The sequence below is a fragment of the Flavobacterium sp. PLA-DH12 genome (genome assembly GCF_059511845.1).
The window spans coordinates 71,694-97,604 of the sequence record NZ_JCAMPD010000009.1; the positions used below are offsets into that span (position 1 = coordinate 71,694).

A 25,911-nucleotide genomic window follows, 5' to 3' on the forward strand; every position below is an offset into this window, starting at 1 on the left:
AAAATAAGTTAAACTAAAGCTGTAATTGTTTTTCAAAAACTAATTACAGCTTTTTTTTTATTCCATCGCTTTCAAGTTTTGCCGATCATCGAATCAAATGGATTGAATATCTTCTCTTATGTAGTCACAGTTAAAATATTTAGCCATATCAAAAATAGCACACAATTAAGTCATTGAAGATAGACTTGGTTAAAACAAAAAAGTCCGAAGCAAAACTTCGGACTTTCTTATTTTTATCTTAATTATATTTCTTCACTAGGTCTCTTTTTCAAAAGTTTCAATATAACTGGGAAAGTAGAGATTATAATGATAATGATAATTATATATTCAATATGTTTCTTTAAATCTATTCCTTGTTTTAAGAAAACACCGTATAAATAATGTCCTGCGAAGATTAATATAAATGACCAAAGGAAAGAACTCAAAACATTATAAAACATAAACTTCTTTTTGTCCATCGAAACGATTCCGGCAACGATTGGAGCAAAAGTTCTAAAAATTGGCAGGAAACGCGCATAAATGATTGCTTTTCCTCCATATTTTTCAAAAAAGTCTTTTGATTGAAGCAGGTATTTTTTCTTAAACCAGAAGGTATCTTCTTTTTTAAACAAATAATAACCGCTTTTTGCACCAAACCAATAACCAGTCATATTACCTAAAACACCCATTATAGCAACAGCTGTTGCAAGCAGAAATACATTTAGAAAATCATTCGGAATATAGGCAACATTTTCAATTAGATCACGACTGTAAATACCCGCTAAGAAAAGCAAACTATCTCCAGGCAGAAAAAAACCTGCAAAAAGTCCTGTCTCAGCAAAAACTATAAACAGAACAATAAACAACCCAATCTGAAAACCTCCGACGCTTAAAGTAATATAAAATTCAGGGTTTAGTAATTGAGTCCATTCAAAATTATTCATAAATGTGATTGGTTATTTTTTATAGTTTGTGAAAGTAACAATAATTTACCTTAACCACAATAAAATGCAGTATTTTAAACATAAATTAACTATTAAAAAAAGCCCAAACTAGTTGTTCGGGCTTCTCTAATTATTATTCTCTTACATACTTGCAACAGCTGTGTAAGTTGTCATAATCTTCAGTAGTCGATTTAACTTCCTTAGTATCATGACCTGCCCTTGCTATTGCTTTATTTAAATCTGAAGGAGAACATTTCTCTTCGTTTAAAATAACCGAAAGCTGGTGCGAACCAACATCCCAAGTTGCTGTTTTTACTCCCGGAACGCCGTAAGCTGCTTTTTCAATTCGTTTCTTGCATTGTTCACAGTTTCCGTTTACCTCTGTAGTGTATTTTAAATTCTTATTCTTTTTAGTTTGAGCCTGAGCTGAAAACCCCAGAAAAACCATCATTGCGATTAAAACTATTTTATTCATTGTATTTAATTTATTGTTATTGAAATTGATTTTTGATATTGTTATTTGATATTGTTATTTGATTTTAAATCTAAGTCCTGCATAATACATTTGTCCAAAAATTGGCGCGTATGCAATCGATGCATCAAAATTAGGTCCAAAAGGATCATTTGCCCCTAAAATTGCTTTTTCTTGTTTGTAATTTCCAATATTTTCTCCTCCTACATATACTTCAAAAACTGGCGAAAATACGCGGGTTACTTGTGCATTCATCACCGCATACGATGGTGAGAAATCAGGAAACTGATCTTCTGCAGGATTTGTGGCAGTATAAGGCAACTGCTGTTTTCCTGACCAATTATAGGTAAAATCAAATCTCCATTGCTTATCGTTATTCATCATAGTTTCGTATTCTAGATTCCCTAAGAAACGATGTTTTGCCTGTAACGGACGCTGAAATGTCCCTCTCAAATAATCAGTCTGAATATCATAATATTTGTAGGCTGTTCTTAAATTTAAGTTGTGAATCAATTCGTAATTAAACTCGAGTTGAAGACTGTTTGCAAAAGAACTTCCTTTCAAATCGTAAAACAATACTTGTTGCGGACTTTGCATCACATCTACAACAGCCTGATTTTGAAAATCGGTTCTATAAAGATCGAACCCTGCGTCGGCATTTCTGTTGAAAAGACGGAATTTCTGCGAAAAACTCACACCATAATTCCATGCAATTTCTGGATTTAATCCGTACACTTTTCCATTAGAATCTAAAATCGAAAAAGTTCTTGAACTAGCAAAAAGTTGCTGATTCTCGGCAAAGATATTAGCAGAACGTTTTCCTCTTCCCGCAGAAAAACGAACTACTCCATTCTTCCAAGGATTATATCTCATGTGCAATCTTGGCGTAACAAAAAGTCCCAATCGGTTATGATTGTCAACTCTTCCTCCTAAAATCAAACTGAAATTATCTGTATTATCGTAAGTATATTCAAAGAAAGCTCCAACAGAATTATCAATTCTGCTTACGTCGGTTACGTTTACAAATTCCTGATACTGGTCGTAAGTAAAATTCAGACCCGTTGAAAACTTATGCATCGTATTATTGATGATCGAATTGAAAATCAAATTAGAATAAAAACTATTTTGCTTAATATCGTATTGATTCAAACCATAATAAGAATCCTGTTTATGACTATTAAATGCATTTTGAAAACCAATACTTTGGAATGGCATGTCTTTAAATACATATCCGATTTTTGTAGAAACATCAAAACGCTCTGTATTGATTTCTGAACCCCAATAGTTAGTTGTACCGCGATCACGATCTTTATCAAAATTAACTTCTCCGGTTTGTTTTTTATCATTCATATATCTGAAATTGATAAAACTTACCAAACCACTTTCTGGATTGTAATATTGATAACGATTTAAAACATTAATTTGTTTCCCTAACGGACTATCTAAAAAACCATCTTTGTTCATATCGTTTTTTGCTACACGGGCATTTCCATGAACAAACAAACTGGTTGCCCATTTATCTGATAATTTTTTATTGAAATGCGTGTTTAATTCAAAACGAGAATCGGTTGAACCATAAGCGTTCAGAAAGAAAGGAATATCATTTAACGGTTTTAAAAGTTCTGTATTAATCTGGCCCGAAATGCTTTCATAACCGTTTACAACACTCCCCGCACCTTTTGTAATTTGAACACTTTCAATCCATGTTCCTGGTGTAAATGATAAACCATAAGCTTGAGAAGCTCCGCGAACAGAAGGAATATTTTCTTCTGTGATCATCAAGTACGGACTTGTAAGTCCCAGCATTTTAATTTGCTTGGTTCCTGTTAAAGCATCGGAAAAATTAACATCGATTGACGGATTGGTCTCAAAACTTTCTGCCAGATTACAGCAAGCCGCTTTAAGCAGTTCTTTACTTGTAATTACAGATGTATTGGCTGTTACTGTAAAGGATTTTTTAATCCCTTTTTGCTTTTTAGTAATTTTTACTTCTTGCAGATCTTCTTGTGAAAAGGCAGAAATAGAAAGTAAAAACGCTGTAAAAAGCATTATATTTTTTTGCATAAAAAATGATTTTAATGTTTAAATAGAATTACATTTTTGATGTTTTTACAAGAACAAAAACAATCAAAATGTAAACACAAAGTCTTAATCAAGACCTGCATTTCATCTTAACATTAAAATCAGGAATAGAAAATATACTGATGGTATAATTTAAATAAGGGGGGTGCATTTGCATCAGCATAATACGAGAGAACTTCTTTCTTTTTAAACGTTGGGATTTCTAAAAAGACTAAAGGTTTATAATCTTGTACAACAGCTGGAAAAGCAAATTGAAAAAAGAAGAATTTGATGGTCGCGTTGTCTGATTTCTTTTCGAAATGAACAACTTTATCTTTACAGCAAGAGTTTTCTTTTTCTTTAGAACCGCAACATTTCTTTTCAACAACTGGTTCTGCCGTAGTTTTTAAAGAAACTGAAGCAATTTCTCCGCCACAATAGTGCACATCAAAAGCAAACCCAATATTGGAAACCAATAAAAGGAACGCTAAAAACAGACCTGTACACTTTTTCAAATTCATACTGCAAAGCTATTTAAAAACCGCATAAAAAAAACCTAAACAAATGTTATTTTTTAGTTTTTTGAAGCTGATAGTAAAATCCAGGAATAAATAATAACACTAAAATGGGCTGAATTAAAAATCGACGCACATAAAAAAGAAGCCAATTGCAGTCTGGAAAATATTCAAGAATAATATAAAATGCGATTAAAAACAAGACTAAAAATAAACCGTAAACAAATAGACTAAACTTAAAAATATCACGATCTTGAAATAAGGCAAAAATTAGCCAAAGAGATAGAGCCGAATTTAAACAATAACGAAAAAAAAGTCCCGCGAAAAGTTTTAGATCTTCTACTGGAGGATGTGGAATGGAATGAAAATCGGCATTAAAATATATCAGAAATGGATCATAAAACAATTTCCTTTCAAATGTTCTAATTAAAGCCAAACCTATTACAACAACAATTGCAGTAAGGATTTTAAATCTATTCTCTTTTAAATTATTTAGCATACTTTGAAAATCTATTGATCCAGAAAATCCATAAAATAAAAACATATCCGTAAATCATCAAAGGAAAGAAAGTTCCATGCAGAAAACTGGTATATTGCGAAAAGTGGTACACAAGTACAATTAAAAGTGAAATTCTAACAATATTTAAAATATAAATAGATATAAGTCCAAAGATTATAAATAATAGCGTCTTTTTTAAATTTCCCGAAAAAGCGGCTACAAACGACACAAAAAGTATCATCACACTTACAGCATTACAGCCTTCGGTTATGTGCGCTATAAATCTGCCATTTAAAATAATGTCTTGCCAAGGATTTTGTGAATTTTTCTGAATTAATACATCGTACCCAAAAAGCTTTAGCAATTGTTCTGAGTTTTTGCCAGAAATCATCGTTATAGCATCAAGATCTTCTGCTTGATAGCTGTTTAAATAAAATTTATAAAGCAGTGTAAAAACAATATAAGTCAGAAAAAAGATGCTTATAAAAATCAGAAATGGCCTAAACTGGACTAAATATTTTTTCAAGAGATTTTTTTTTCAAATTTATATATTTTTTGAGTTTAGCTTTAAATACTTTTGTATAAAATTTAATATCATGACATTTCAAGAATTACAACCAAAAATAAGTGCAATTGTCGCTGACAATGAAACAAATAGAGACGAAAAATTATTAGCAGTTTGCAAGCTATTAAACGAGAATATAGAATATTACAATTGGGTTGGCTTTTATTTTGCTAATCACGATACTAAAACTTTGCATCTAGGTCAATATGTTGGTGCAGAAACAGACCATACAGTTATTCCGTTTGGTAAAGGAATCTGCGGTCAAGTTGCCGAAAGCAATGCCAATTTTGTAGTCCCTGACGTTAAAGCACAAGACAATTATATTGCCTGCAGTTTAACAGTTAAATCTGAAATCGTAGTTCCGCTTTTTGTAAATGGAGTAAATATTGGCCAAATTGATATTGACAGTCATGTTATTGATCCGTTTACAGAAGCCGACGAAAGATTTTTAGAATTTGTAAATCAAGAGGTTGCTAAATTATTCTAAAAAAATTATCTTTAAGAATAAAAAATAGAACTGAATGAAAGGAAACAGCTTACTCTTTTTGCTTCTGATTATTTCAGTTCAACTTTCTGCGCAAATTAACATGATTTCTAAAAAAATCTTTTTAGACTCGTTAAATCGCGAATGCACGCCCGACAATTACAGTTACACAAGAGTAATTACAAATTATTCTCAAAAAAGCATTCGCTACGTGGTAACAGATTTCTATAAAAATGGAAGAAAGAAAATGACGGGCAATACTCTCGATCGTGATGTTTTAAAAAAAGACGGAGAGTTTATCTATTATTATAAAAACGGAGCTAAAGAAACTGTTGTAAATTATACTGATGATCATAAAAATGGCAAAGAGATTAGTTGGTATGAAAATCAAAGCAAAAAGTGTGAAAAACAAAATATCTGGGATTCTAAAACAAAAAAACAGCAAACCTTAGTTCTGAACTGTTGGGATCAAAATAAAAATCAGATTGTAACGGACGGAAATGGTGAATTTGAAGAAACCGATTTATTTGTAACACAAAAAGGAACTCTTAAAGATGGATTGAAACAAGGAGTTTGGGAAGGAAGCGATAGTCTGCGAAAAATTACATTTGTTGATAATTATGATCGTGGAGTTCTAATTTCTGGCGTAAGTATAGATGAAAAGAATATCAAATTTTCTTATTCTTCTTTAAGCGAAAAGCAAGCAGGTAAAAAAGTTCAGAAAATAAAATAATAATAGTTGTTCATGAATTATCAAATATTATTTTTACTACAAAAAAGCTGATGAAAAAAAACTTCTTCTTAATTCTTATTTCTTTAACCTCGCTTACTATTTCAGCACAGAAAAATTCATCAAGAGCTGTTTATCTAGACTCTTTATATCGTGAAACAACAGAAGAAAATCATAAATATAAAAGAGTAATCGAAGATTATTTTTTAAACAAAGACAGTTATAAGGTAATAGAATTATACAAGTCTGGGGCAAAAAAAATGGTAGGAACAACCTTAAATAAAGATATCATTAAAAAAGATGGCACCTTTATTTACTTTTACGAAAACGGCACTAAAGAAGCTATTATAACTTATTCTGATGGCTGGAAAACGGGCAAAGAGTATAAATGGTATGACAATGGGAATTCTAAATTTGAAAAGGAAAACATCTATGATCCTAAAGCCAAAACTTTAAAAACACTCCTTATAAGATTTTGGAATAAAGAAAATCAACTTACTGTAATTGATGGAAACGGAGAATGTGATGATAATGATGAAGATTTTCAGGAAAAAGGAAAAATAAAAGACGGATTAAAACAAGACGTTTGGTATGGCAAGGATTTAATAAACAAAGTTAGATATACTGAAACTTACAACAAAGGAAAACTGGTTTCTGGAATAAGCACTGACAAAGACAGCCTAAAATATTCCTATTCAAAAATATTTGAAAAACCAACTCCTGAAGTAGGCATGGATAATTTTTATAAAAATATTGCTCTTTACTACAAAACTCCAGATGAAGCCCTTAAAAACAAGGTGCAAGGTCAAATTTATGTTACTTTTGTTATTGACGTAATAGGCAAAATTACAAAACCAATAATAATAAAAGATTTAGGATACGGAACAGGTGAAGAAGCTGTAAAAGCTTTATACTCTGCTGGAAACTGGATTCCTGGAAAAATTAGGGGAATAAAAAGATCCACCCTTTTCTCTATACCTATAACAATAAAAGGTAAATAATGTAGATTTGAAAGTATCTATATCCTTAAAAAAGAATTTATTACCCAATATTTTAAGATTCTTTTGTTTTTGTTTGATTCTTTTGATTTTTTAATCTAATTTTGCACCCGTCTTACAAAAGTTGTATGACATACATAAAAATCATTAAATAATATTGGAATGTATTTAACTAAAGAAAAGAAAGAAGAAATCTTCGCACAACACGGTGGTGCAACAAACACAGGAAGCGCAGAAGGTCAAATCGCATTGTTCACTTACAGAATTTCTCACTTAACTGAACACTTGAAAAAAAATCGTCACGATTACAACACTGAGCGTTCTCTTGTACTATTAGTAGGTAAAAGAAGAGCGTTACTTGATTACTTGAAAAAGAAAGAAATTAACAGATATCGTGAGATTATCAAAGTATTGAATATCAGAAAATAATCAATATAGAAAAGAGGTGCGAAAGTGCCTCTTTTTGTTTTTACATTACTGCTGTTTATAATAAGCATATTACAAGAAAAAAAGTTTGGTTTTTCATTGGGTTTTAGATAACAACAACTACACACAACAACAACTACAACACAACTAAAACCCATTGTATAATCAATAAGGAAAAAATTTATGATTCCACAATTATTTGTAGAAAAGATCGATTTAGGTGATGGCAGAAGCATCACAATCGAGACAGGACGTTTAGCTAAACAAGCTGATGGTTCTGTAGTAGTTAGAATGGGCGACACTATGATTCTTGCAACAGCAGTTTCAGCTCGCACATCAAACCCAGGCGTTGATTTTTTACCGTTAACGGTAGATTACCGCGAAAAATTTGCAGCAGCAGGTCGTTTCCCTGGAGGTTTCTTTAAAAGAGAAGCACGTCCAAGCGACAGCGAAGTATTGACAATGAGATTAGTTGACCGTGTATTGCGTCCGCTTTTCCCAGACGATTACCATGCTGAAACACAAGTTATGATTCAGTTAATGTCTCACGACGAAGAAGTTATGCCAGACGCTTTAGCTGGTTTAGCTGCTTCTGCAGCATTAGCAGTTTCAGATATTCCATTTTACAACTTAATTTCTGAAGTACGTGTTGCACGTATCGACGGAAAATTAGTAATCAACCCAAGTAGAGAAGAATTAGAAAAATCTGACATCGACATGATGATTGGTGCTTCTATGGATTCTGTAGCGATGGTTGAAGGTGAGATGAAAGAAATCTCAGAAGCTGAAATGATCGAAGCAATTAAATTTGCTCACGAAGCTATCAAAGTTCAAATTCAAGCTCAATACCGTTTACAGGAAGCTTTTGGTAAAAAAGAAATCCGTACTTACGAAGGTGAGAAAGAAAATGAAGAAATTTACAAAAAAGTAAAAGAAGCAGCATACGATAAAATCTATGCTATTGCAAAAGTTGGTTCAGCTAAACACGAAAGAGGCGCTGCATTTGCTGAAGTAAAAGAAGAAGTAAAAGCTTTATTTACTGAAGAAGAATTAGCTGCTGACGGTGATTTAGTTTCTAAATATTTCTACAAAACAAACAAAGAAGCTGTTCGTAATGTAGTATTAGAATTAGGCGTTCGTTTAGATGGTAGAAAAACTACAGACATCAGACCAATCTGGTGTGAAACTGATTATTTACCAAGAGTTCACGGATCTTCTTTATTTACACGTGGAGAAACTCAAGCTTTGGCAACTGTAACTTTAGGAACATCTAGAGAAGCTAACCAAATCGATTCTCCATCTGAACAAGGTGAAGAGAAATTCTACTTACACTATAACTTCCCTCCTTTCTCAACTGGTGAAGCAAAACCACTAAGAGGAACTTCAAGAAGAGAAGTTGGTCACGGTAACTTAGCTCAAAGAGCATTAAAAAATATGATTCCTGCAGATTGTCCTTATACAATTCGTGTTGTTTCTGAGGTTTTAGAATCTAACGGTTCTTCTTCTATGGCAACAGTATGTGCTGGTACAATGGCCTTGATGGATGCTGGAGTTCAAATGGTAAAACCAGTTTCTGGAATTGCTATGGGATTGATTACTGACGGAGAGAAATTTGCTGTATTGTCAGACATTTTAGGTGATGAAGATCACTTAGGAGACATGGACTTTAAAGTAACTGGAACTGCTGACGGTATTACAGCTTGCCAAATGGACATCAAAATTGATGGTTTGCGTTATGACATTATGGAGCAAGCTTTGGCTCAAGCACGTGATGGACGTATGCATATTTTAGGAAAATTAACTGAAACTATTGCAACTCCAAGAGCTGACGTAAAAGCGCACGCACCAAAAATCATTACCAGAACTATTCCTGGAAACTTTATTGGAGCATTAATTGGTCCTGGTGGAAAAGTAATTCAAGAATTACAAAAAGCTACTGGAACAACTATTGTTATCAACGAAGTTGACGAGCAAGGAGTTGTTGAAATCTTAGGAACTGATCCAGAAGGTATCAAAACAGTATTGGCTAAAATTGATGCATTGACTTTCAAACCTCAAATGGGAGAAGCTTATGAAGTTAAAGTAATCAAAATGCTAGATTTTGGAGCCGTAGTAGAATATACTGCTGCACCAGGAAATGAAGTATTGCTTCACGTATCTGAGCTTGCTTGGGAACGTACTGAAAATGTTGCCGATGTAGTTAAAATGGGAGATGTTTTCCAAGTGAAATACTTAGGAGTTGACCCTAAAACTAAAAAAGAAAAAGTGTCTAAAAAAGCACTTGTTCCAAGACCTCCACGTGAGGAGAAAAAAGAGTAATCAGATCTTAGTTTACTAAAGGTTTATTCATAAAAAACCCCAATTCATTTATTTGAATTGGGGTTTTTAAGTTTTACAGCTACTTTCCAATCTAAAATCAAAAGGTTAAAACACTAGTCTACAACGTTTTCAGAAAACGCATTATAGGTTAAATAATGTTGTTGGTTTAAAAATCAATGTTGTTGGTTTAATTTATTTTTTAAAGGACCGTCATTAACATAGTTTTATATAGAAAATAGCTACACAAAAACTAAAATATTGATGAAAAAAGGTATTGCAAGGTCAAGAATTAATAACACAATATTATTTATTACCATCTCTTTTAAATTCAAACTATATTGTAAAAACCAACCATCGAAAATTATATCTCCCCCAACAATAGTTTTCATCCTTTTATTGCTTTCAATCAACAGCTTTTCTCAAACCAATGAAAAAAAAGAAGTTTCCAATTATTTTGACAAAATTGTTGGCGAAGAGATTTTAAATATCAATAACGGCAAAATTCATATTGAACCTTATAATTTAAAAAACAGCCATAATTATTATTTAAATAAAAACTTTATTAAAGGATCTGTTTTTTATGACAACCAGTTTTATGAAAATGTCCTCATAAAGTATGACATATACAAAGATCAACTTGTTAAATCGTTTGCAAATAATACCGCATTCGGTATAACTCTGATAAATGAAAAAACAGATTACTTTTTCATTGAAGATAAAAAATTCATCAATATTGATACTAAATACAAATTCCCAAAAGCTATTACTGGCTTTTTTGAAGAAAAGTATTTAGGCAAAAAAATCTCCTTATATATTAAGCACTTTAAAACTGCAAAAGAAATTATAATTGAAACTACTTTGTATACAGAATTCAAAGAATTGAGTGATTATCAGGTTCTTTATAATTCAAAATTTGCACCTGTAAATACACAAAAAGAAATCCTCGCAATATTTCCTGACCTAAAAAAAGAAATAAAAGATTATTACAAAAAAAATAAACTTTTAGAAGAGACAGCCCCAAACCTATTTAAAGCAGATTTACTAAAATTTATTGATAACAATTTATAAGCTCTATTTCTAAATCTAAATGAAAAAACACTTTCTCTTCTGTTTATTTTTGTTACTGCCACTCTTTCTTTTTTCTCAGGAAAAAAATGTTTCTGTAGCATATTCAAACGTAACACGAAAAAAAGCTATCGAAATAATTGAAAAAAATACATCTTTTCATTTCTATTTTGAAGACCAATGGCTATCTAAAGATGAACTTATTTCGGGCGAATTTAAGAATACATCTATTACAGTAATTTTAGATGCTGTTTTTAATAACACGACCATAAATTATATTATTGACAACAATAATATAATTCTGAGCAATGGCCTATTAATATCAAACCCGATTACTGAAAATTATTTCAAAAACACTGACAATAAAACTGTTAGCAAAATCAGCACTTTGCAAGTTGTTCCAATTTATAATAAACAGTATCTAAATGATTCTAAGAAAGATTCAGACTCTATAATTTCTTTAGGAAAACAGTCTTTAATAAACACATCTCAAACTTATACCTTATCAGGCTACATTAAAGACAGAATTTCAGGAAAACCAGAATACAATATCACCATCAAAGTAAAAGATAAAGACATAAGCACCACAACTGATGCAAATGGCTATTATAGCTTTAGAGTTCCTGCAGGAATCAATATAATTGAGACACAATCATTAAATCATCAATCAAAGACCAAAAAAATTGTGCTTTATAATAATGGAAAGGTTGATTTTAATTTAGATGAAAATGTAAATGCACTTAAAGAGGTTGTTATCGAAAATAAAAGAACAAAAAATACAGCTTCGGCAGTTGCTGGTCTTACAAGCATTAATGTTGAAAACATCAAAAATGTTCCTTTAATTCTAGGTGAAAGAGATATTTTTAAAGTTGCGACAACACTTCCGGGAATAAAAACGGCAGGAGAAGGTTCTGCAGGATTTAATGTGCGTGGAGGAAAAGATGACCAAAACTTGTTTTTACTTGACAACGCTTCTCTTTACAATCCATCTCACTTTTTGGGTTTCTTTTCTTCTGTAAATCCATTTACAACCAAAACAGCCGATATCTACAAAGGAAGTATTCCTGCTGAGTTTGGAGGACGTCTTTCTTCTGTTTTTGATATCAAATCTAAAAGCGGAAATACCGAAAAAATTTCTGGCGAAGCAGGAATTGGCCCAGTAATGAGCAATGTAACACTCGAACTTCCGATAGTAAAAGGAAAATCAAGCTTGTTATTTGGTGGCAGAGCGAGTTATTCTGATTGGATTCTAAAAACTATCAAAGAACCTGAATTAGACAATAGTCAAGCTTCTTTTTATGATTTGCTTTTAAAATACAATCACCAAATCTCAAAAAAAGATGATCTGGAAACTTCCTTATATTATAGTCATGACAAATACAGTATTAATTCAGATTCTATCTACAAATACAGCAATTTATTAGCAACAGTAAAATGGGATCATGATTTCAATCTAAAAAACAAATCTTCGTTAATTGTTACCAATAGCCAATATAAATTTAACATCGACTACGATTCTCAACCAGAAAAATCATTTGATTACGGCTATAAAATCAATGAAACTCAGTTTGTTTTTAAAATGAAGTCCAATCTTAATGAAAAACACATATTTAATTATGGCATTAGCAGTAAATTATACAATGTCGAGCCTGGCTTTCTCAAACCAACAGGCGGCAATTCTCTAATTAAAGATATTACACTTGAAAAAGAAAAAGCTTTAGAGTCGGCTTTATTTTTTACCGAAAATTATAAAGTCAACGATAAGTTTTTAATAAATTTAGGTTTGCGCTATTCTTTCTATTCTGCACTTGGCCCTGCCACGCAAAACATCTACCAAGATGACCAACCTAAATCTGATAGAACCATTATTGATACCAAGACCTATTCTAATAATGAGTCTGTAAAAACTTATGGTGGCTTTGAACCTAGAGTTTCAGCTCGATATTTTATACTTCCAGATCTATCTATAAAAGCAAGTTTTGACAGAACATATCAATATATGCATTTACTGTCTACAAACACTACTCAATCTCCAATGGATGTGTGGAAACTTTCAGATTTAAATACTGAGCCACAATCTTCTAATCAATTCTCGTTAGGAGTTTTCAAAAATATAATTGAAAAATCATTAGAACTAAGCGTCGAAGGTTATTATAAACGCTCTAAAAATATTCTGGATTACAAAGTCGGTGCTGAATTATTTTTGAACCAAAACATCGAAACTGAACTTCTTCAAGGAGAAGGAAAAGCTTATGGAATTGAATTTTTAATCAAGAAAGAAAAAGGAAATTTTAATGGATGGTTAAGCTATACTTATTCGAGAGCTTTAATAAAATTGGATAGCAGATTTGACGCTGAAAAAATAAACAATGGAGATTATTTTTCTACGAATTATGACAAACCGCATGATTTTAGTGCTATTCTAAATTATAAATTCACAAAAAGGTATAGCTTATCAACTAACTTTGTTTACCAAACCGGCAGACCTGTCACCTTCCCTATTGGATCTTACGACTTAACAGGAGAGCAATTTACTTTATACAGCAATCGCAACCAATATAGAATTCCAGACTATTATAGATTAGATATAGGGCTTAATTTTGAAGGAAATCACAAGATAAAAAAACTCGCTCATAGCTTTTGGAACCTTTCAGTTTATAATGTTCTTGGACGAAACAACCCTTACAATGTTTATTTTGTTACTGAAGATAAAAAAATCAAGGCTTATAAAACCTCTATTTTTTCTGTTCCAATTCCAACAATCACTTACAATATCAAGTTTTAATTCATTTATCTCATGCATATGAATTTATCAATAATCAAAAAAAAATCGTTGGCCATTTTTGCATTTGCTTTTTTATCAAGTTGCACAGAACAATATGTATATCAAAATCAAGATTTTGAAGACGCAATGAACGTTGAAGCCACATTAACAAATGAATTAAAACATCAGGAAATAAACATTTCACGAACAAGACTGGTTAACGATACAATAAAAAAACCAGAATCTGGAGCTAACGTTACTGTTGTTGATAGCGATGGAAATGTATTTAATTTTGACGAAAAAGATGGAAAATATATTTCTGCAAATGAATTTAAAGCAGAACCAAATAAAAACTATCAATTAAAAATAACAACGAGTTCTGGAAAATCGTATGTCTCTTCAACAGAAATTTTGCCTACAGAAAATAGTATTGATCTAGAAACAGAGATTGCAGACAAAGATGGAGCTCGAGGGGTTCAGGTTAACGTTAAAAGTTTTGATCCAACCAATACTTCCAAATATTATCGATATGAATATGAAGAGACGTACAAAATAATAACTCCTTACAATATTCAAACACGTCTCAAATTAGTCCAAAAAAGCGATTACTCCTATAGCTTCGAAAAAGTTCCTGCTGAGCCAAACACTCAAATTTGCTACACAACTAAGCATTCTACAGGAATAAGGCAAACCAATACCGTAAATTTAACTGAAGATCGTGTAAAATACCCTGTCCGTTTTATTAACAACACAGATTATATGCTAACAAATCGTTATAGCATAATGGTTTCTCAATACACGCAAAGTCAATCTGCCTATGATTATTATTACAAATCAAAAAAAATGATTGATTCTGGAGAATTACTATCACCAAATCAGCCAGGATATGTTACCGGAAATATAAAATCAACAACCGATTTACATGAAAAAGTTGTGGGATATTTTGAAGTCGCATCTGTCTCCAAAAAAAGAATCTTTTTTAACTTCAACGACTTTTTCCCCTTAGAAAAACCTGTTAAATATTTTCAAACTTGCGATGCCAGACCATATGGTTTTGCTGAAATAGAGCGACAAAATTATCTCTTACTTAGTACACATGTTTATATAGCAGATGGTCCTGGAGGAATTATTCCTACCAGTTTCATAATGGTTGAAAAAAAATGTGGCGATTGCACAACATTTTCGTCTAACGTAATACCTTCATTTTGGGAAAATTAAACATCAAATTAGCTTTTCTACTGCTATTAGTAAATTTTACTTTAAAAAGCAGCGCTCAAAACAATACTATTTTGAGCACAGAATCATTATTAGTTAAAACGAATACCTCAGTAATTCTAACCGGTGAAACTCTATATTACCAATTATACTGTTTAAGTAAGACGAATGTATTTTCTGACATTAGTAAAATTGCATACGTAGAAGTAATTAATGATAAGAAAGAAAGTGTCTTTAAAAATAAAATTAGCCTGAAAAACGGAATCGGATCTGGCGATTATTTTATTCCAACCATATTAAAAACTGGAAACTATAAACTTATTGCTTACACAAACTGGATGTTAAACAATAGTACAAATAACTTTTTTGAAAAAGATTTTACAATTATAAATCCATTTCAAGAAAATATCAATATGGTCATTGATAGTTCTTATAACAAAGTTGACGTTTCTCAAGATGAAGCCAAAAACACATCTGAAAATATTCTCTTAAGTCTTGATAAAGAAAAATACTCTAAAAGAGAAAAAGCTTCTCTTGTAATACCAAAAACATTAGATCGAGGAAATTACTTTCTAAATATCAGGAAAATAGATCTTATGCCTACAAACACAAATAGCGAAACAAGTAATGCTGATATAAACTTAAACCAAGAAATAAAGATACTTCCAGAAACAAGAGGCGAAGTTATAACTGGATATATAACTGCAAAAGCTGCAAATTCTAATTTAGATTCTAAAATAGTTACATTATCTGTCTCTGGAAAAAATTTCATTTTCAAAACAAGCAAAACAGATCGCAACGGAAAATTCATTTTTTTAATAGATAAACAAACCAATACATCGGACTGTTATGTGCAGTTATCAGAACTTGATAAAGAAAATTACACTATTGTAATAGATAAAAATCCAAGTCCAGATTTATCAAATTTAGTTTTTTCCAAAAAGACCTTTATTTCGGCTAAATATTTAAAAACGATTCAGGAGCGTTCTCTAGCAACTCAAGTCGAAAACGTTTATTTTTCACAGAAAAAAGACAGTCTTATTGAAACTGAAAATACCGATTTCTTTTTTCAACCTACCGAAAAAAAATATAATCTTGATGATTTTGAAAGATTTAGAACGTTTAAAGAAACAATAATAGAAATTGTTATCGAACTTAACTTTAAAGATTATAATCAAGTGCCTTCAATGTATTTAAGAGACATCAGATACAATATCACACAATCTCCCGAACCATGTCTTGTTTTGGTTGACGGACTACAAATTCAGGATATAAATGCACTATTAAATTACAACACTTATCAAATTGAAAGTATTAGCGTTGTAGATAGACCTTATTGTTATGGGCCTAAAATATTTAATGGAATAGTCAGTGTCATTACAAAAAACAAGGATTTTGCCACTATTTATAACGACAAAAATATTTTTAAAACAACGATTTTAAGACCCGAACCTGCAAAAGTATATTTTGAACCAAAATACGATACATCAAGCAACCTTAGTCGAATTCCGGATTATAGATATCAATTAGTTTGGAAACCCAATATTGTTTTTAAAGATAGCGACATGACAATTCCTTTTTATACATCTGATATTTCTGGAGATTATCAGATCAGTTTAGAAGGAATTACCGAAACAGGGGAGTATGTTCATTTTTATAAAACATTCAAAACTGAATAAGTTCTCAGATCTTACTGCTATAAAAATCTACTATGTCCCCACTTCTTTGCCGAACTGGGGTTTTCAGCTTATAGAAGCAAACATTATTTAATTTAAGTTGATTCGAAAATTAAAGATCACTGTTGTTGGCTTTTCAAGCCAATTCCTAACTTTTCTTCTAAAATATACTGAAAATATAGTTTTAAATCAATTCATAAAATTTTTATTACATTTTAACAATATTACGTGATTTTTATAACATTTTTTTAATACTTTTGAAATTCATCAATCCAAAAACAAAAATTACGTTTCCTTTGAAAAATTACAATAAAAAAATCATTTATCTTTCGATATTTGCAAGCCTGTTAAACATATCGTACGCACATTCCCAAACCACTGAAAAATCCTCACTATACGATTACTTCGATGAGGCGGTTGGAAAAGACAATCTAAACATCAATAACGGAATCATTCATAGTGAATCTTTCCGCCCCTTAGAAGGCAAAAACAGATATTACATTGATGAGTTCAATCTTGGAGACATAAGTTTCGAAGGTCAGATTTATTCAAATGTTAATCTTAAATACGATATTCTTGTCGATCAAGTCATTTACAAACAGAATGGCTCTTCAGAAAATGTACCTATCAACTTAATTACCGATAAGGTCGATTACTTCTTTATTAAAAACAAAAAATTTGTCAACCTAAAAGAAGAATCGGTAAAATTTCCTTCTATCATAAAAGGCATTTATGAGGAGACATACATTGGAGACAATGTCTCTCTTTATATCAAGCATACCAAAGAAAAAGTAAAGTCTTTTCAAGCAGATATCATCTATTATAATTTCATTTATAAAATAGGCTATATCTTAAAATACAACAACTATTTCTATAAGGTCGAAACAGAAAAGGATTTCAAGAAAATTTTTCCAAATTTTAAGAAAGAAATAAACAATATTTATAGTACCGATAAAAATTTAGAACGTTCCAACAAGCCCCAATTCATGGAAAATCTAACGAAACAAATCAATGGTCTTTTAAAAAAAAGTTCTAATTAAATGAAAAAAATTACTCTTATTCTATTTCTAATTGCCTTTCAACAAATCATATATTCTCAAGTAATCAGTGACAAAATATCTGTTGATTTTAAAAATGCCAATATAAAAACTGCTATTCAAGACATTGAAAAAGTGTCTTATTATAAATTTTATTTTGATGAAAAATGGTTTGAAAATGACAGCACATCTATAACTAAACAATATAAAGAAGTTAAAATTGGTGAAGTTCTTGAAGACGTTTTTCAAAATACGAGCTTTAATTTTTATATTTCTGAAAACAAGGTTATAGTAACTAATAACAGTATTATCTACAGTCAATTGCCAGATGATTATTTTGGGATTCCGCTAGAAAGAGATGAAAACGGACAAATAACTCCAATATTTTATCAGCAATACGACTCGCTAAAAAAGACAAACTCTCGAAATCCTAATAAAAACATTCGAGATCTTGTTCTAATTGGTAAGGAAGTAAAAAATCAAAAAAAGAAATCTACTTATACACTATCTGGATTTATAAAGGGCGGAAAAAACAATTCTGGCCTTGCCAATATTGTAGTAAAAATACCAAATTCTGAGTTTTCTGCTGTAACAGACAAAAAAGGGTTCTACAGCTTGCAAGTTCCAGGAGGATTAAATGTCGTAGAAACCGAAAGTTTCTCCTATAATAAGGTCACTAAAAATATAATGGTTTATAATGATGGTGCATTAAATTTTTCTTTAACGGACAATATAAACCAACTGGATGAAGTACTTATTAAAACCAATAAAAGCAAAAGCGCAAAATCTGCTATAACAGGAGTAACAACAATTGATTCTGAAGGAATTAAAAACGTTCCTTTGGTGCTTGGAGAGCGTGATATCCTTAAAGTTGCTTTAACTATGCCTGGAATAAAAACTGCTGGCGAAGGTTCAGCAGGATTTAACGTTAGAGGTGGTAAAGAAGATCAAAATCTATTCTTGTTAGACCATGCTACTTTATATAATCCGTCACATTTCTTTGGCTTTTTTACAGCGCTAAATCCTTATACAACTAAAAAAGTAGACATTTATAAAGGAAGTATTCCTGCCGAATTTGGAGGAAGATTATCATCTGTTTTTGATATTTCATCAAAAAGCGGCAATGTCAACGAATTTCAAGGTGAAGGTGGTATTGGACCTGTAACCAGCAATTTAATGGTTTCAACTCCAATTGTAAAAGGGAAATCAAGCCTAGTTGCGGGAGGAAGAGCAACTTATTCAGATTATATTTTAAAAAGTCTTGACGATGAAAATTTAAAAAACAGCCAAGCTTCATTTTATGATTTAATTCTAAAATACAACCATAAAATAAATGCAAGTAACGATATTGAATCTACCTTATATTATAGTCACGATAAATTTAGCGTTTCTTCAGATTCTTTATACAAATACAGTAACAGATTAGCGTCTTTAAAATGGAATCATACTTTTAATGAAAAAAATAAAGGTTCTCTGATTGTTACTAATAGTGAATATAAATTCAATATTGATTATGAGTCTGAAGGAGTAAACAATTTTGATTTTGGCTATAAAATCAACGAAACTCAGGCAATGATCAAAATGAATTATTTGTACAACCAAAAGCACAAATTTAGTTATGGTATTTCAACAAAATTATATTCTGTTGATCCTGGATATTTAAATCCGAAAAATCCTGAAAGTATTTTGGTTCCTATTGATGTAGAAACAGAAAAAGGCTTAGAATCTGCCGCATATATTGGTGATAATTTCAAAATAAGCGATAAATTTCTTCTTGATTTCGGTTTGCGTTATTCCACTTTTGCTGCTTTAGGAAAATCTACTCAGAGAATTTACGAGGATAATCAGCCTATAAGCGATGCGACTGTAATTGACACCAAAACTTATGGCAACAATGAAGTGATTAAAAGGTATGGCGGACTTGAACCGAGAGTCGCTGCAAGATATTTTATTACAGATGATTTTTCTGTAAGAGCAAGTTACGACAAAACATATCAATATATTCATTTACTATCTAACAATACCACACAATCGCCAACTGACATTTGGAAGCTTTCAGATTTAAACGTTAAACCAGAAAGTGCACAGCAAGTTTCTTTAGGATTCTACAAAAATTTAAAAGATGGTGATGTTGAACTTAGTTTAGAAGGATATTATAAAAGATCTAAAAACATCTTGGATTACAAGGTTGGAGCCGAATTATTGTTGAATGAAAATATTGAAACTGAACTTTTACAAGGTGAAGGAAAAGCCTATGGTGTCGAAGTTTTGTTAAAGAAACAAGTTGGAAAGTTAAATGGATGGCTTGGCTATACGTATTCAAGATCATTGATAAAACTTGACAGTCAATTTCAGCAGGAAAAGGTAAACAACGGAAAATACTTTCCTTCAAACTTTGATAAACCGCACGATTTCAGTGCAGTTTTAAACTATAAAATTACCAAACGTTATAGTTTTTCAAGTAATTTTACATATCAAACAGGAAGACCAATTACATATCCTATTGGAAAATATGATTATGGCAATGAGCAATACACCTTATATAGTGATCGTAACAAATTTAGAATCCCAGATTATTTCAGACTTGACGTTGGCCTAAATATCGAAGGAAATCATAAAATTAAAAAGTTAGCTCATAGTTTTTGGAATATTTCAGTGTATAATGTTTTAGGAAGAAACAATCCTTACTCGGTATTTTTTGTTACTGATAAAGGACAGATTAAAGCTTACAAAACATCTATTTTTTCTATTCCAATTCCTAGTATTACTTACAATTTCAAGTTCTAAAATCATGAAAAGTTTCATATATAAAATTAGTCTTTTATTCCTTCTCGCGCTTGTGGCTAGCAGTTGTACAGAACAGTATGTTTTTCAGAACAATGATTTTGAAAGTGCTCTTGTTGTCGAAGGAACTATTACAAATGAAGTTAAAAATCAAACCATAAGACTTTCTCAAGTCTATCAACTTGAAGAAAGTGGCCCAAAAATGGAAAAAGGGGCAAATGTTTTTATTTCTGATGATCAGGGCAATGAATATCAGTTTGAAGAAAAAGATACTATATACGTATCTATAACACCTTTTAAAGCAGAACCGGGAAGAAAATACCAATTAAAAATTAGAACAAGTGCGGGTAAAAACTATACCTCTGACGAACAGGTTCTAACTACCGAAACCAAAATTGACAATGTTACTGCAATTGCAACAACTGTGAATGGACAAAGAGGTGCACAGATTAATGTAAAAAGTTACGATCCGAGCAATACTTCAAAATACTACAGATACGAATATGCTGAAACGTACAAAATAGAAGCCCCATTATGGAGCCCTTTTGAAACATCTATACTAAATGTTCCTGCAGTTCCTGCAAACCCTGCTGAAGATATTCCTGGTTCCCCAGCAAGAGAAGACATTGTAATAAGCCTTAGAAAAAAAGAAACCAGAACTTGTTATTCTACAAAAAAATCTAATGAAATCATTTTGAATAGCACAAATAATCTTGGTGAAGACAGAGTGAATTTCCCTGTACGATTTATTAGCAATCAAAACTATATAATCACTCATCGCTACAGTATTTTCGTAAAACAATATGTTCAAAATTTAGCAGCGTACACTTACTATGAAACTTTAAAAAATTTATCGAGTTCAGGAGGTATCCTTTCTCCAAAACAACCTGGATTTTTCTATGGAAATATCAAGTCTGTAGAGAATCCATCTGAAAAAGTAATTGGCTTTTTTGAAGTGTCATCTGTGTCTTCAGAGAGGATTTTCTTTAATTACGCGGATTTATTTCCAAGAGAACCGCTTCCTCCTTACTACGAAAGTGATTGTGCAGTTAGAGAATTCAGAGATTGTATAGGAGACCCGCCATGTAGCGGTGCTCAATTACGTTCTGGTATAAGCAGTCGCTATCTATCCTATTTATCTTCTGCTGGACTTGATTATTCTATGGTTAAAGCGCCATGTGGCGATTGTACAACGTTTTCATCTAATATTGTTCCTCCTTTTTGGGTAGAATAAATTTCAAAAAACATGAAATATTATATTAAATATAAAATATTAGTCATATTTTTTCTGTCACTTATTTTTAATAGCTGCACAGAACAATATGCTTTTAAGAATGGTGATTTTGAAAGTGCATTAGTTGTTGAAGGCACAATTACAAATGAGCTTAAAAATCAAACCATTAAAATTTCTAAAGTTTATCAACTGGAAGAAACAGGACCGAAATTTGAAACTGGCGCAAACGTCTATATCTTAGATGATCAGGGGACAGAATATCAATTTGAGGAAAAAGACACTGTTTATGCATCTATAACTCCATTCAAAGCAGAACCAGAAAGAAAATATCAATTAAAAATTAGAACAAAAGAAGCCAAAAATTATTCTTCGGATCAACAAACTTTAACGACAGAAACAAAAATTGATAATGTAACCGCAACTGTAGAAACGGTTAACGGACAAAGAGGTGTTCAAATAAACGTAAATAGTTATGACCCTATTAATACCTCAAAATATTATAGGTACGAATACACAGAAACTTATAAAATTATAGCTCCGATGTGGGATTCTCGGAAAGCAACAACAGAGGGAACTTCTATCATCATAAGTCCGAGAACAAAAGAAACAAGAACATGCTATTCTAGTAAAAAATCTGAAGAAATTATCTTGAATAGTACAAATAATCTCAGTGAAGACAGAGTTCATTTCCCTGTTCGTTTCATTAGTGACCAAAACTATATTATATCCCATCGATATACAATTTTCGTAAAGCAATATATCCAAACTTTAGCCTCTTATAGTTTTTACAAAACGATGAGAGATATATCCTCAACTTCAGGAAATATCCTTTCCCCAAAACAACCAGGCTTCTTTTATGGAAATATAAAATCAGATGAAAATTCGGACGAGAAAGTTATTGGTTTTTTTGAAGTTTCTGCGGTTTCGTCTGAAAGAATTTATTTTAATTATGCTGATTTATTTCCTAAAGAGCCATTACCGCCATATTATGAAAGCAATTGTTTAATGCAGAAATTTAAAAATTGTGATGATCCAACAAACCCTGAATGTAACGGCGCTATTTTACGATCACGAATTAATACTTTCACACTAGCATACTTTTCTTCAAGCGAAGCTGAAAATCTTTATTTTATGGTAAATACTCCATGTGGAGACTGTACTTCATTTTCTTCTAATATCATTCCTCCTTTTTGGGTAGATTAATACAATTTTAAAATCTCATGAAACACTTTTCTATACATAACCCGAATAACTTTTCAATTAGAATCAAACAATTACTGTTTTTGATGTTTTTGTTTATTCAAATCGAATTTGCTTGCGCACAGAGTTTGCAAAACAAAAATTCGTTACCAAATATTACCGATCAGGAAACTATTTTTATCCATTCAAATACAACAACTTTTTTGACTGGTGAGACATTATATTTCAAATTATACTGTCTAAATCCATTAAATAATAAAACTAGCCAAATAAGCAAAATTGCTTATGTTGAATTGATTGACAGTGAAAAAAAACCACTCCAAAAAAACAAAATATACCTTGACAAAGGAATTGGAACTGGAGATTATTTTATACCTACAACCTTAAAAACAGGAAATTATAAAATTGTAGCATATACAAAATGGATGCTCAATAATGTTAATTCTCAAAAATATGAAATTGATATTTTTATTATTAACCCATTTCAGACTCAAGAACCAAATGACAATATTACATTTGACATAGCCAATCCTGGAAAATCGAATACAGTAATCCAAACCACAAATTCAAACTCTGAAAATGATAAAAGAATCGATTTATTATTTGACAAAGAAAGCTATTATACAAGAGAAAAGGTAGACTTAAAATTAAAGCATCTAACCGAAACAATTGAAAAAGGGAATTATTCTGTTTCGATAAGAAAAACAGACCAAATTCCGACATTAAAACAATTAAGCCCATCAGAGTTTGCAAAAAAAACTGCTGAAAACTATGTTAATACTCCAAACAGTTTTATTTATATTCCAGAAATTAGATCAGAATTAATTACAGGAAATCTAACTTCAAGTACTAATCAAAACGTAGCCAACAAATCGATTGCGTTATCGCTACCAGGTAAGGAATATGTTTTAAAAATTGTAAAAACAAATGCTCAGGGAAAATTTGCATTTTTACTGGATCAATTTCCTAATTTTCCAAATGCAATTTTACAGGTACTTGATGAAAACCGAAACGATTATACTATCAATCTAGATCCGTTTCCAAAATTTGACGCTTCTTCATTACAGTTTTCATCAAAACTAAATTTATCGCCAGAATTAAAAAATGACATTGAAGAAAGATCAACAGCAAGTCAAATTCAAAATGCCTATTATCAAATCAAGAAAGACAGTTTGGTTACAGAGGCTGTTATGAATCCTTTTTTTACTACAATCGAAAAATCATATGTTTTAGATGATTATACCCGATTTCCAACTTTAAAAGAAAACATTGTAGAGATTATTGTAGAACTTTATTATAGAAAAAACAACGGAAAATATCAGCTCTTTATAAGAAACAATCAAAAAGATTTGCAAATTTTTGGGCCACCATTGGTACTTGTTGACGGGCTTTTAATTCAAGATCCAAGTGATCTTTTTGAGTATAACATGGCAAATGTCAATAAGGTTAGTTTAATTACAGAACCTTATGTATATGGTCCAAATTTATATGGTGGGTTAATTAGTTTCGAAACCAAAAACAATGAATTTTCAGAGAATTATGCGAAAAAGTATCTAAAAACAATGGAACTTCAGCGTCCTAATCCTGAAAAAGTTTATAATAATCCTGATTATTCATCTGGAAATAAATTACAGAGAATTCCTGATTACAGATATCAATTATTATGGAAGCCAGATATTAATCTAAATACAAAAGAAGAAAATTTGTCATTTTACACTTCCGATATTAAAGGAAATTTTGAGGTCGTTCTAGAAGGTTTTACTGAAAATGGACACCCGGTTTACGTTTCAAAAAATATTACAGTAAAATAATTACAGTAAAAAAACAAATAATTAAAAGCCTTGATTACATTGTAAATCAAGGCTTTTATAATTTCAGGCAACTAAAATTTTTTAATTTTAAAAAAATAAAATAATTTTTTGTAACTTTTTCGATACTCCTTACGTATAACCATTTGTACACTTTAAAAATAGGGAGACAACAACATGAGACAACTTAAAATCACCAAGCAGGTAACTAATCGTGAAACTGCATCGTTAGATAAATATCTACAAGAAATTGGAAAAGTTGACCTAATTACCGCTGATGAAGAGGTAGAATTAGCACAAAGAATAAAGGCTGGTGATCAAAGAGCTTTAGAAAAACTAACAAAAGCCAACCTACGTTTCGTAGTATCTGTGGCTAAACAATATCAAAACCAAGGATTAACTCTTCCTGACTTAATTAATGAAGGAAACTTAGGTTTAATTAAAGCGGCTCAACGTTTTGATGAAACTCGTGGTTTCAAATTCATTTCTTACGCTGTATGGTGGATTCGTCAATCGATTCTTCAAGCTCTAGCTGAACAGTCTCGTATTGTACGTTTGCCATTAAACAAAATTGGTTCTATCAATAAAATCAACAAAATGTATGCTTTATTAGAGCAATCTAACGAGCGTCCACCTTCTGCTGAAGAAATTGCAAAAGAACTTGACATGACTGTAAACGACGTAAAAGAGTCTATGAAAAACTCTGGACGTCACCTATCAATGGATGCTCCTCTTGTTGAAGGAGAAGATTCTAACCTTTATGACGTATTGCGTTCTGGTGAATCTCCAAATCCAGATAGAGAATTAATTCACGAATCTCTTCGTACTGAAATAGAGCGTTCTTTAGAAACATTAACTCCTAGAGAGGCAGATGTTGTTCGTTTGTATTTTGGTCTTGGCGATCAGCACCCAATGACTCTTGAAGAAATTGGAGAAACTTTCGACCTTACTCGTGAGCGTGTTCGTCAGATTAAAGAAAAAGCAATCCGTAGATTGAAACACACTTCTAGAAGTAAAATCCTTAAAACTTATTTAGGATAAGACAATATTTGTTTCAGGTTTAAAGTTTCAGGTTGCTTTTGTAACTTGAAACATGAAACTTGAAACCTTTGTACCGCAAACAACAGTTTGATTGA

The 25,911-nt window shown here is 31.3% G+C and carries 21 protein-coding genes; 15 read left to right on the top strand and 6 right to left on the bottom strand.

Features of this window, described 5'->3' with window-relative positions; genetic code table 11:
- Positions 1–242 precede the first annotated feature (242 nt).
- From AC5ZCW_RS17295 to xrtF, 6 genes are all read right to left on the bottom strand, one after another.
- On the bottom strand, positions 243–923 hold the full coding sequence (locus tag AC5ZCW_RS17295; protein ID WP_343544394.1) for a DedA family protein: 681 nt from the start codon (positions 921–923) through the stop codon (positions 243–245).
- A gap of 133 nt (positions 924–1,056) precedes the next feature.
- Positions 1,057–1,398, bottom strand: a complete 342-nt coding sequence (locus tag AC5ZCW_RS17300) for a heavy-metal-associated domain-containing protein (protein ID WP_496120963.1) — start codon at positions 1,396–1,398, stop codon at positions 1,057–1,059.
- Between the two features lie 54 nt (positions 1,399–1,452).
- Positions 1,453–3,459: a TonB-dependent receptor plug domain-containing protein gene (locus AC5ZCW_RS17305; protein WP_496120964.1), complete on the bottom strand. Its 2,007-nt coding sequence runs from the start codon at positions 3,457–3,459 to the stop codon at positions 1,453–1,455.
- Positions 3,460–3,578: 119 nt separating this feature from the next.
- Positions 3,579–3,977, bottom strand: a complete 399-nt coding sequence (locus tag AC5ZCW_RS17310) for an HYC_CC_PP family protein (RefSeq protein ID WP_308067444.1) — start codon at positions 3,975–3,977, stop codon at positions 3,579–3,581.
- 46 nt (positions 3,978–4,023) lie between these two features.
- A complete protein-coding gene (locus AC5ZCW_RS17315; RefSeq protein ID WP_445709719.1) occupies positions 4,024–4,470 on the bottom strand; it encodes an exosortase F system-associated membrane protein in 447 nt (148 codons plus the stop codon).
- Positions 4,460–4,996, bottom strand: a complete 537-nt coding sequence (gene xrtF / locus AC5ZCW_RS17320) for an exosortase family protein XrtF (RefSeq protein ID WP_281634686.1) — start codon at positions 4,994–4,996, stop codon at positions 4,460–4,462. The genes AC5ZCW_RS17315 and xrtF overlap by 11 nt, the downstream gene beginning before the upstream one ends.
- A 70-nt stretch (positions 4,997–5,066) precedes the next feature.
- On the opposite strand from xrtF, the gene AC5ZCW_RS17325 reads away from it, so the two are divergent.
- The 15 genes from AC5ZCW_RS17325 (at position 5,067) to AC5ZCW_RS17395 (ending at position 25,816) form a co-directional block, all read left to right on the top strand.
- A complete protein-coding gene (locus tag AC5ZCW_RS17325) occupies positions 5,067–5,522 on the top strand; it encodes a GAF domain-containing protein (protein ID WP_496120966.1) in 456 nt (151 codons plus the stop codon).
- 34 nt (positions 5,523–5,556) lie between these two features.
- Positions 5,557–6,252, top strand: coding sequence for a toxin-antitoxin system YwqK family antitoxin (locus AC5ZCW_RS17330; RefSeq protein ID WP_496120967.1), 696 nt, complete (start codon positions 5,557–5,559; stop codon positions 6,250–6,252).
- A 50-nt stretch (positions 6,253–6,302) separates the two neighbouring features.
- Positions 6,303–7,250, top strand: coding sequence for an energy transducer TonB (locus AC5ZCW_RS17335; protein WP_496120968.1), 948 nt, complete (start codon positions 6,303–6,305; stop codon positions 7,248–7,250).
- A 159-nt stretch (positions 7,251–7,409) separates the two neighbouring features.
- Positions 7,410–7,676 (top strand): 30S ribosomal protein S15, encoded by a 267-nt coding sequence (gene rpsO / locus AC5ZCW_RS17340; protein ID WP_007804772.1) that lies wholly within the window; start codon positions 7,410–7,412, stop codon positions 7,674–7,676.
- Positions 7,677–7,856: 180 nt separating this feature from the next.
- A complete protein-coding gene (locus tag AC5ZCW_RS17345; RefSeq protein ID WP_496120969.1) occupies positions 7,857–9,992 on the top strand; it encodes a polyribonucleotide nucleotidyltransferase in 2,136 nt (711 codons plus the stop codon).
- A gap of 261 nt (positions 9,993–10,253) precedes the next feature.
- Positions 10,254–11,060 (top strand): hypothetical protein, encoded by an 807-nt coding sequence (locus AC5ZCW_RS17350; RefSeq protein WP_496120971.1) that lies wholly within the window; start codon positions 10,254–10,256, stop codon positions 11,058–11,060.
- A gap of 19 nt (positions 11,061–11,079) precedes the next feature.
- Positions 11,080–13,842, top strand: a complete 2,763-nt coding sequence (locus tag AC5ZCW_RS17355) for a TonB-dependent receptor (RefSeq protein WP_496120973.1) — start codon at positions 11,080–11,082, stop codon at positions 13,840–13,842.
- Between the two features lie 18 nt (positions 13,843–13,860).
- Positions 13,861–15,039, top strand: coding sequence for a DUF4249 domain-containing protein (locus AC5ZCW_RS17360; protein ID WP_496120974.1), 1,179 nt, complete (start codon positions 13,861–13,863; stop codon positions 15,037–15,039).
- Positions 15,040–15,110: 71 nt separating this feature from the next.
- Positions 15,111–16,715, top strand: coding sequence for a hypothetical protein (locus AC5ZCW_RS17365; RefSeq protein ID WP_496120975.1), 1,605 nt, complete (start codon positions 15,111–15,113; stop codon positions 16,713–16,715).
- Positions 16,716–17,008: 293 nt separating this feature from the next.
- Entirely contained in the window at positions 17,009–17,752 is a 744-nt protein-coding gene (locus AC5ZCW_RS17370) for a hypothetical protein (protein ID WP_343544406.1), read from the top strand.
- Complete coding sequence (locus tag AC5ZCW_RS17375) at positions 17,753–20,536, top strand: TonB-dependent receptor (protein ID WP_496120976.1); 2,784 nt, start codon at positions 17,753–17,755, stop codon at positions 20,534–20,536.
- Positions 20,537–20,540: 4 nt separating this feature from the next.
- Entirely contained in the window at positions 20,541–21,767 is a 1,227-nt protein-coding gene (locus AC5ZCW_RS17380) for a DUF4249 domain-containing protein (protein ID WP_496120977.1), read from the top strand.
- A 12-nt stretch (positions 21,768–21,779) separates the two neighbouring features.
- Positions 21,780–22,970 (top strand): DUF4249 domain-containing protein, encoded by a 1,191-nt coding sequence (locus tag AC5ZCW_RS17385; RefSeq protein WP_496120978.1) that lies wholly within the window; start codon positions 21,780–21,782, stop codon positions 22,968–22,970.
- Between the two features lie 17 nt (positions 22,971–22,987).
- Positions 22,988–24,778, top strand: a complete 1,791-nt coding sequence (locus AC5ZCW_RS17390) for a hypothetical protein (protein WP_496120980.1) — start codon at positions 22,988–22,990, stop codon at positions 24,776–24,778.
- Positions 24,779–24,952: 174 nt separating this feature from the next.
- Positions 24,953–25,816 carry a sigma-70 family RNA polymerase sigma factor gene (locus AC5ZCW_RS17395; RefSeq protein ID WP_007804760.1) on the top strand — a complete coding sequence of 288 codons (864 nt, stop codon included), beginning with the start codon at positions 24,953–24,955 and terminating at the stop codon, positions 25,814–25,816.
- Positions 25,817–25,911: the final 95 nt, after the last annotated feature.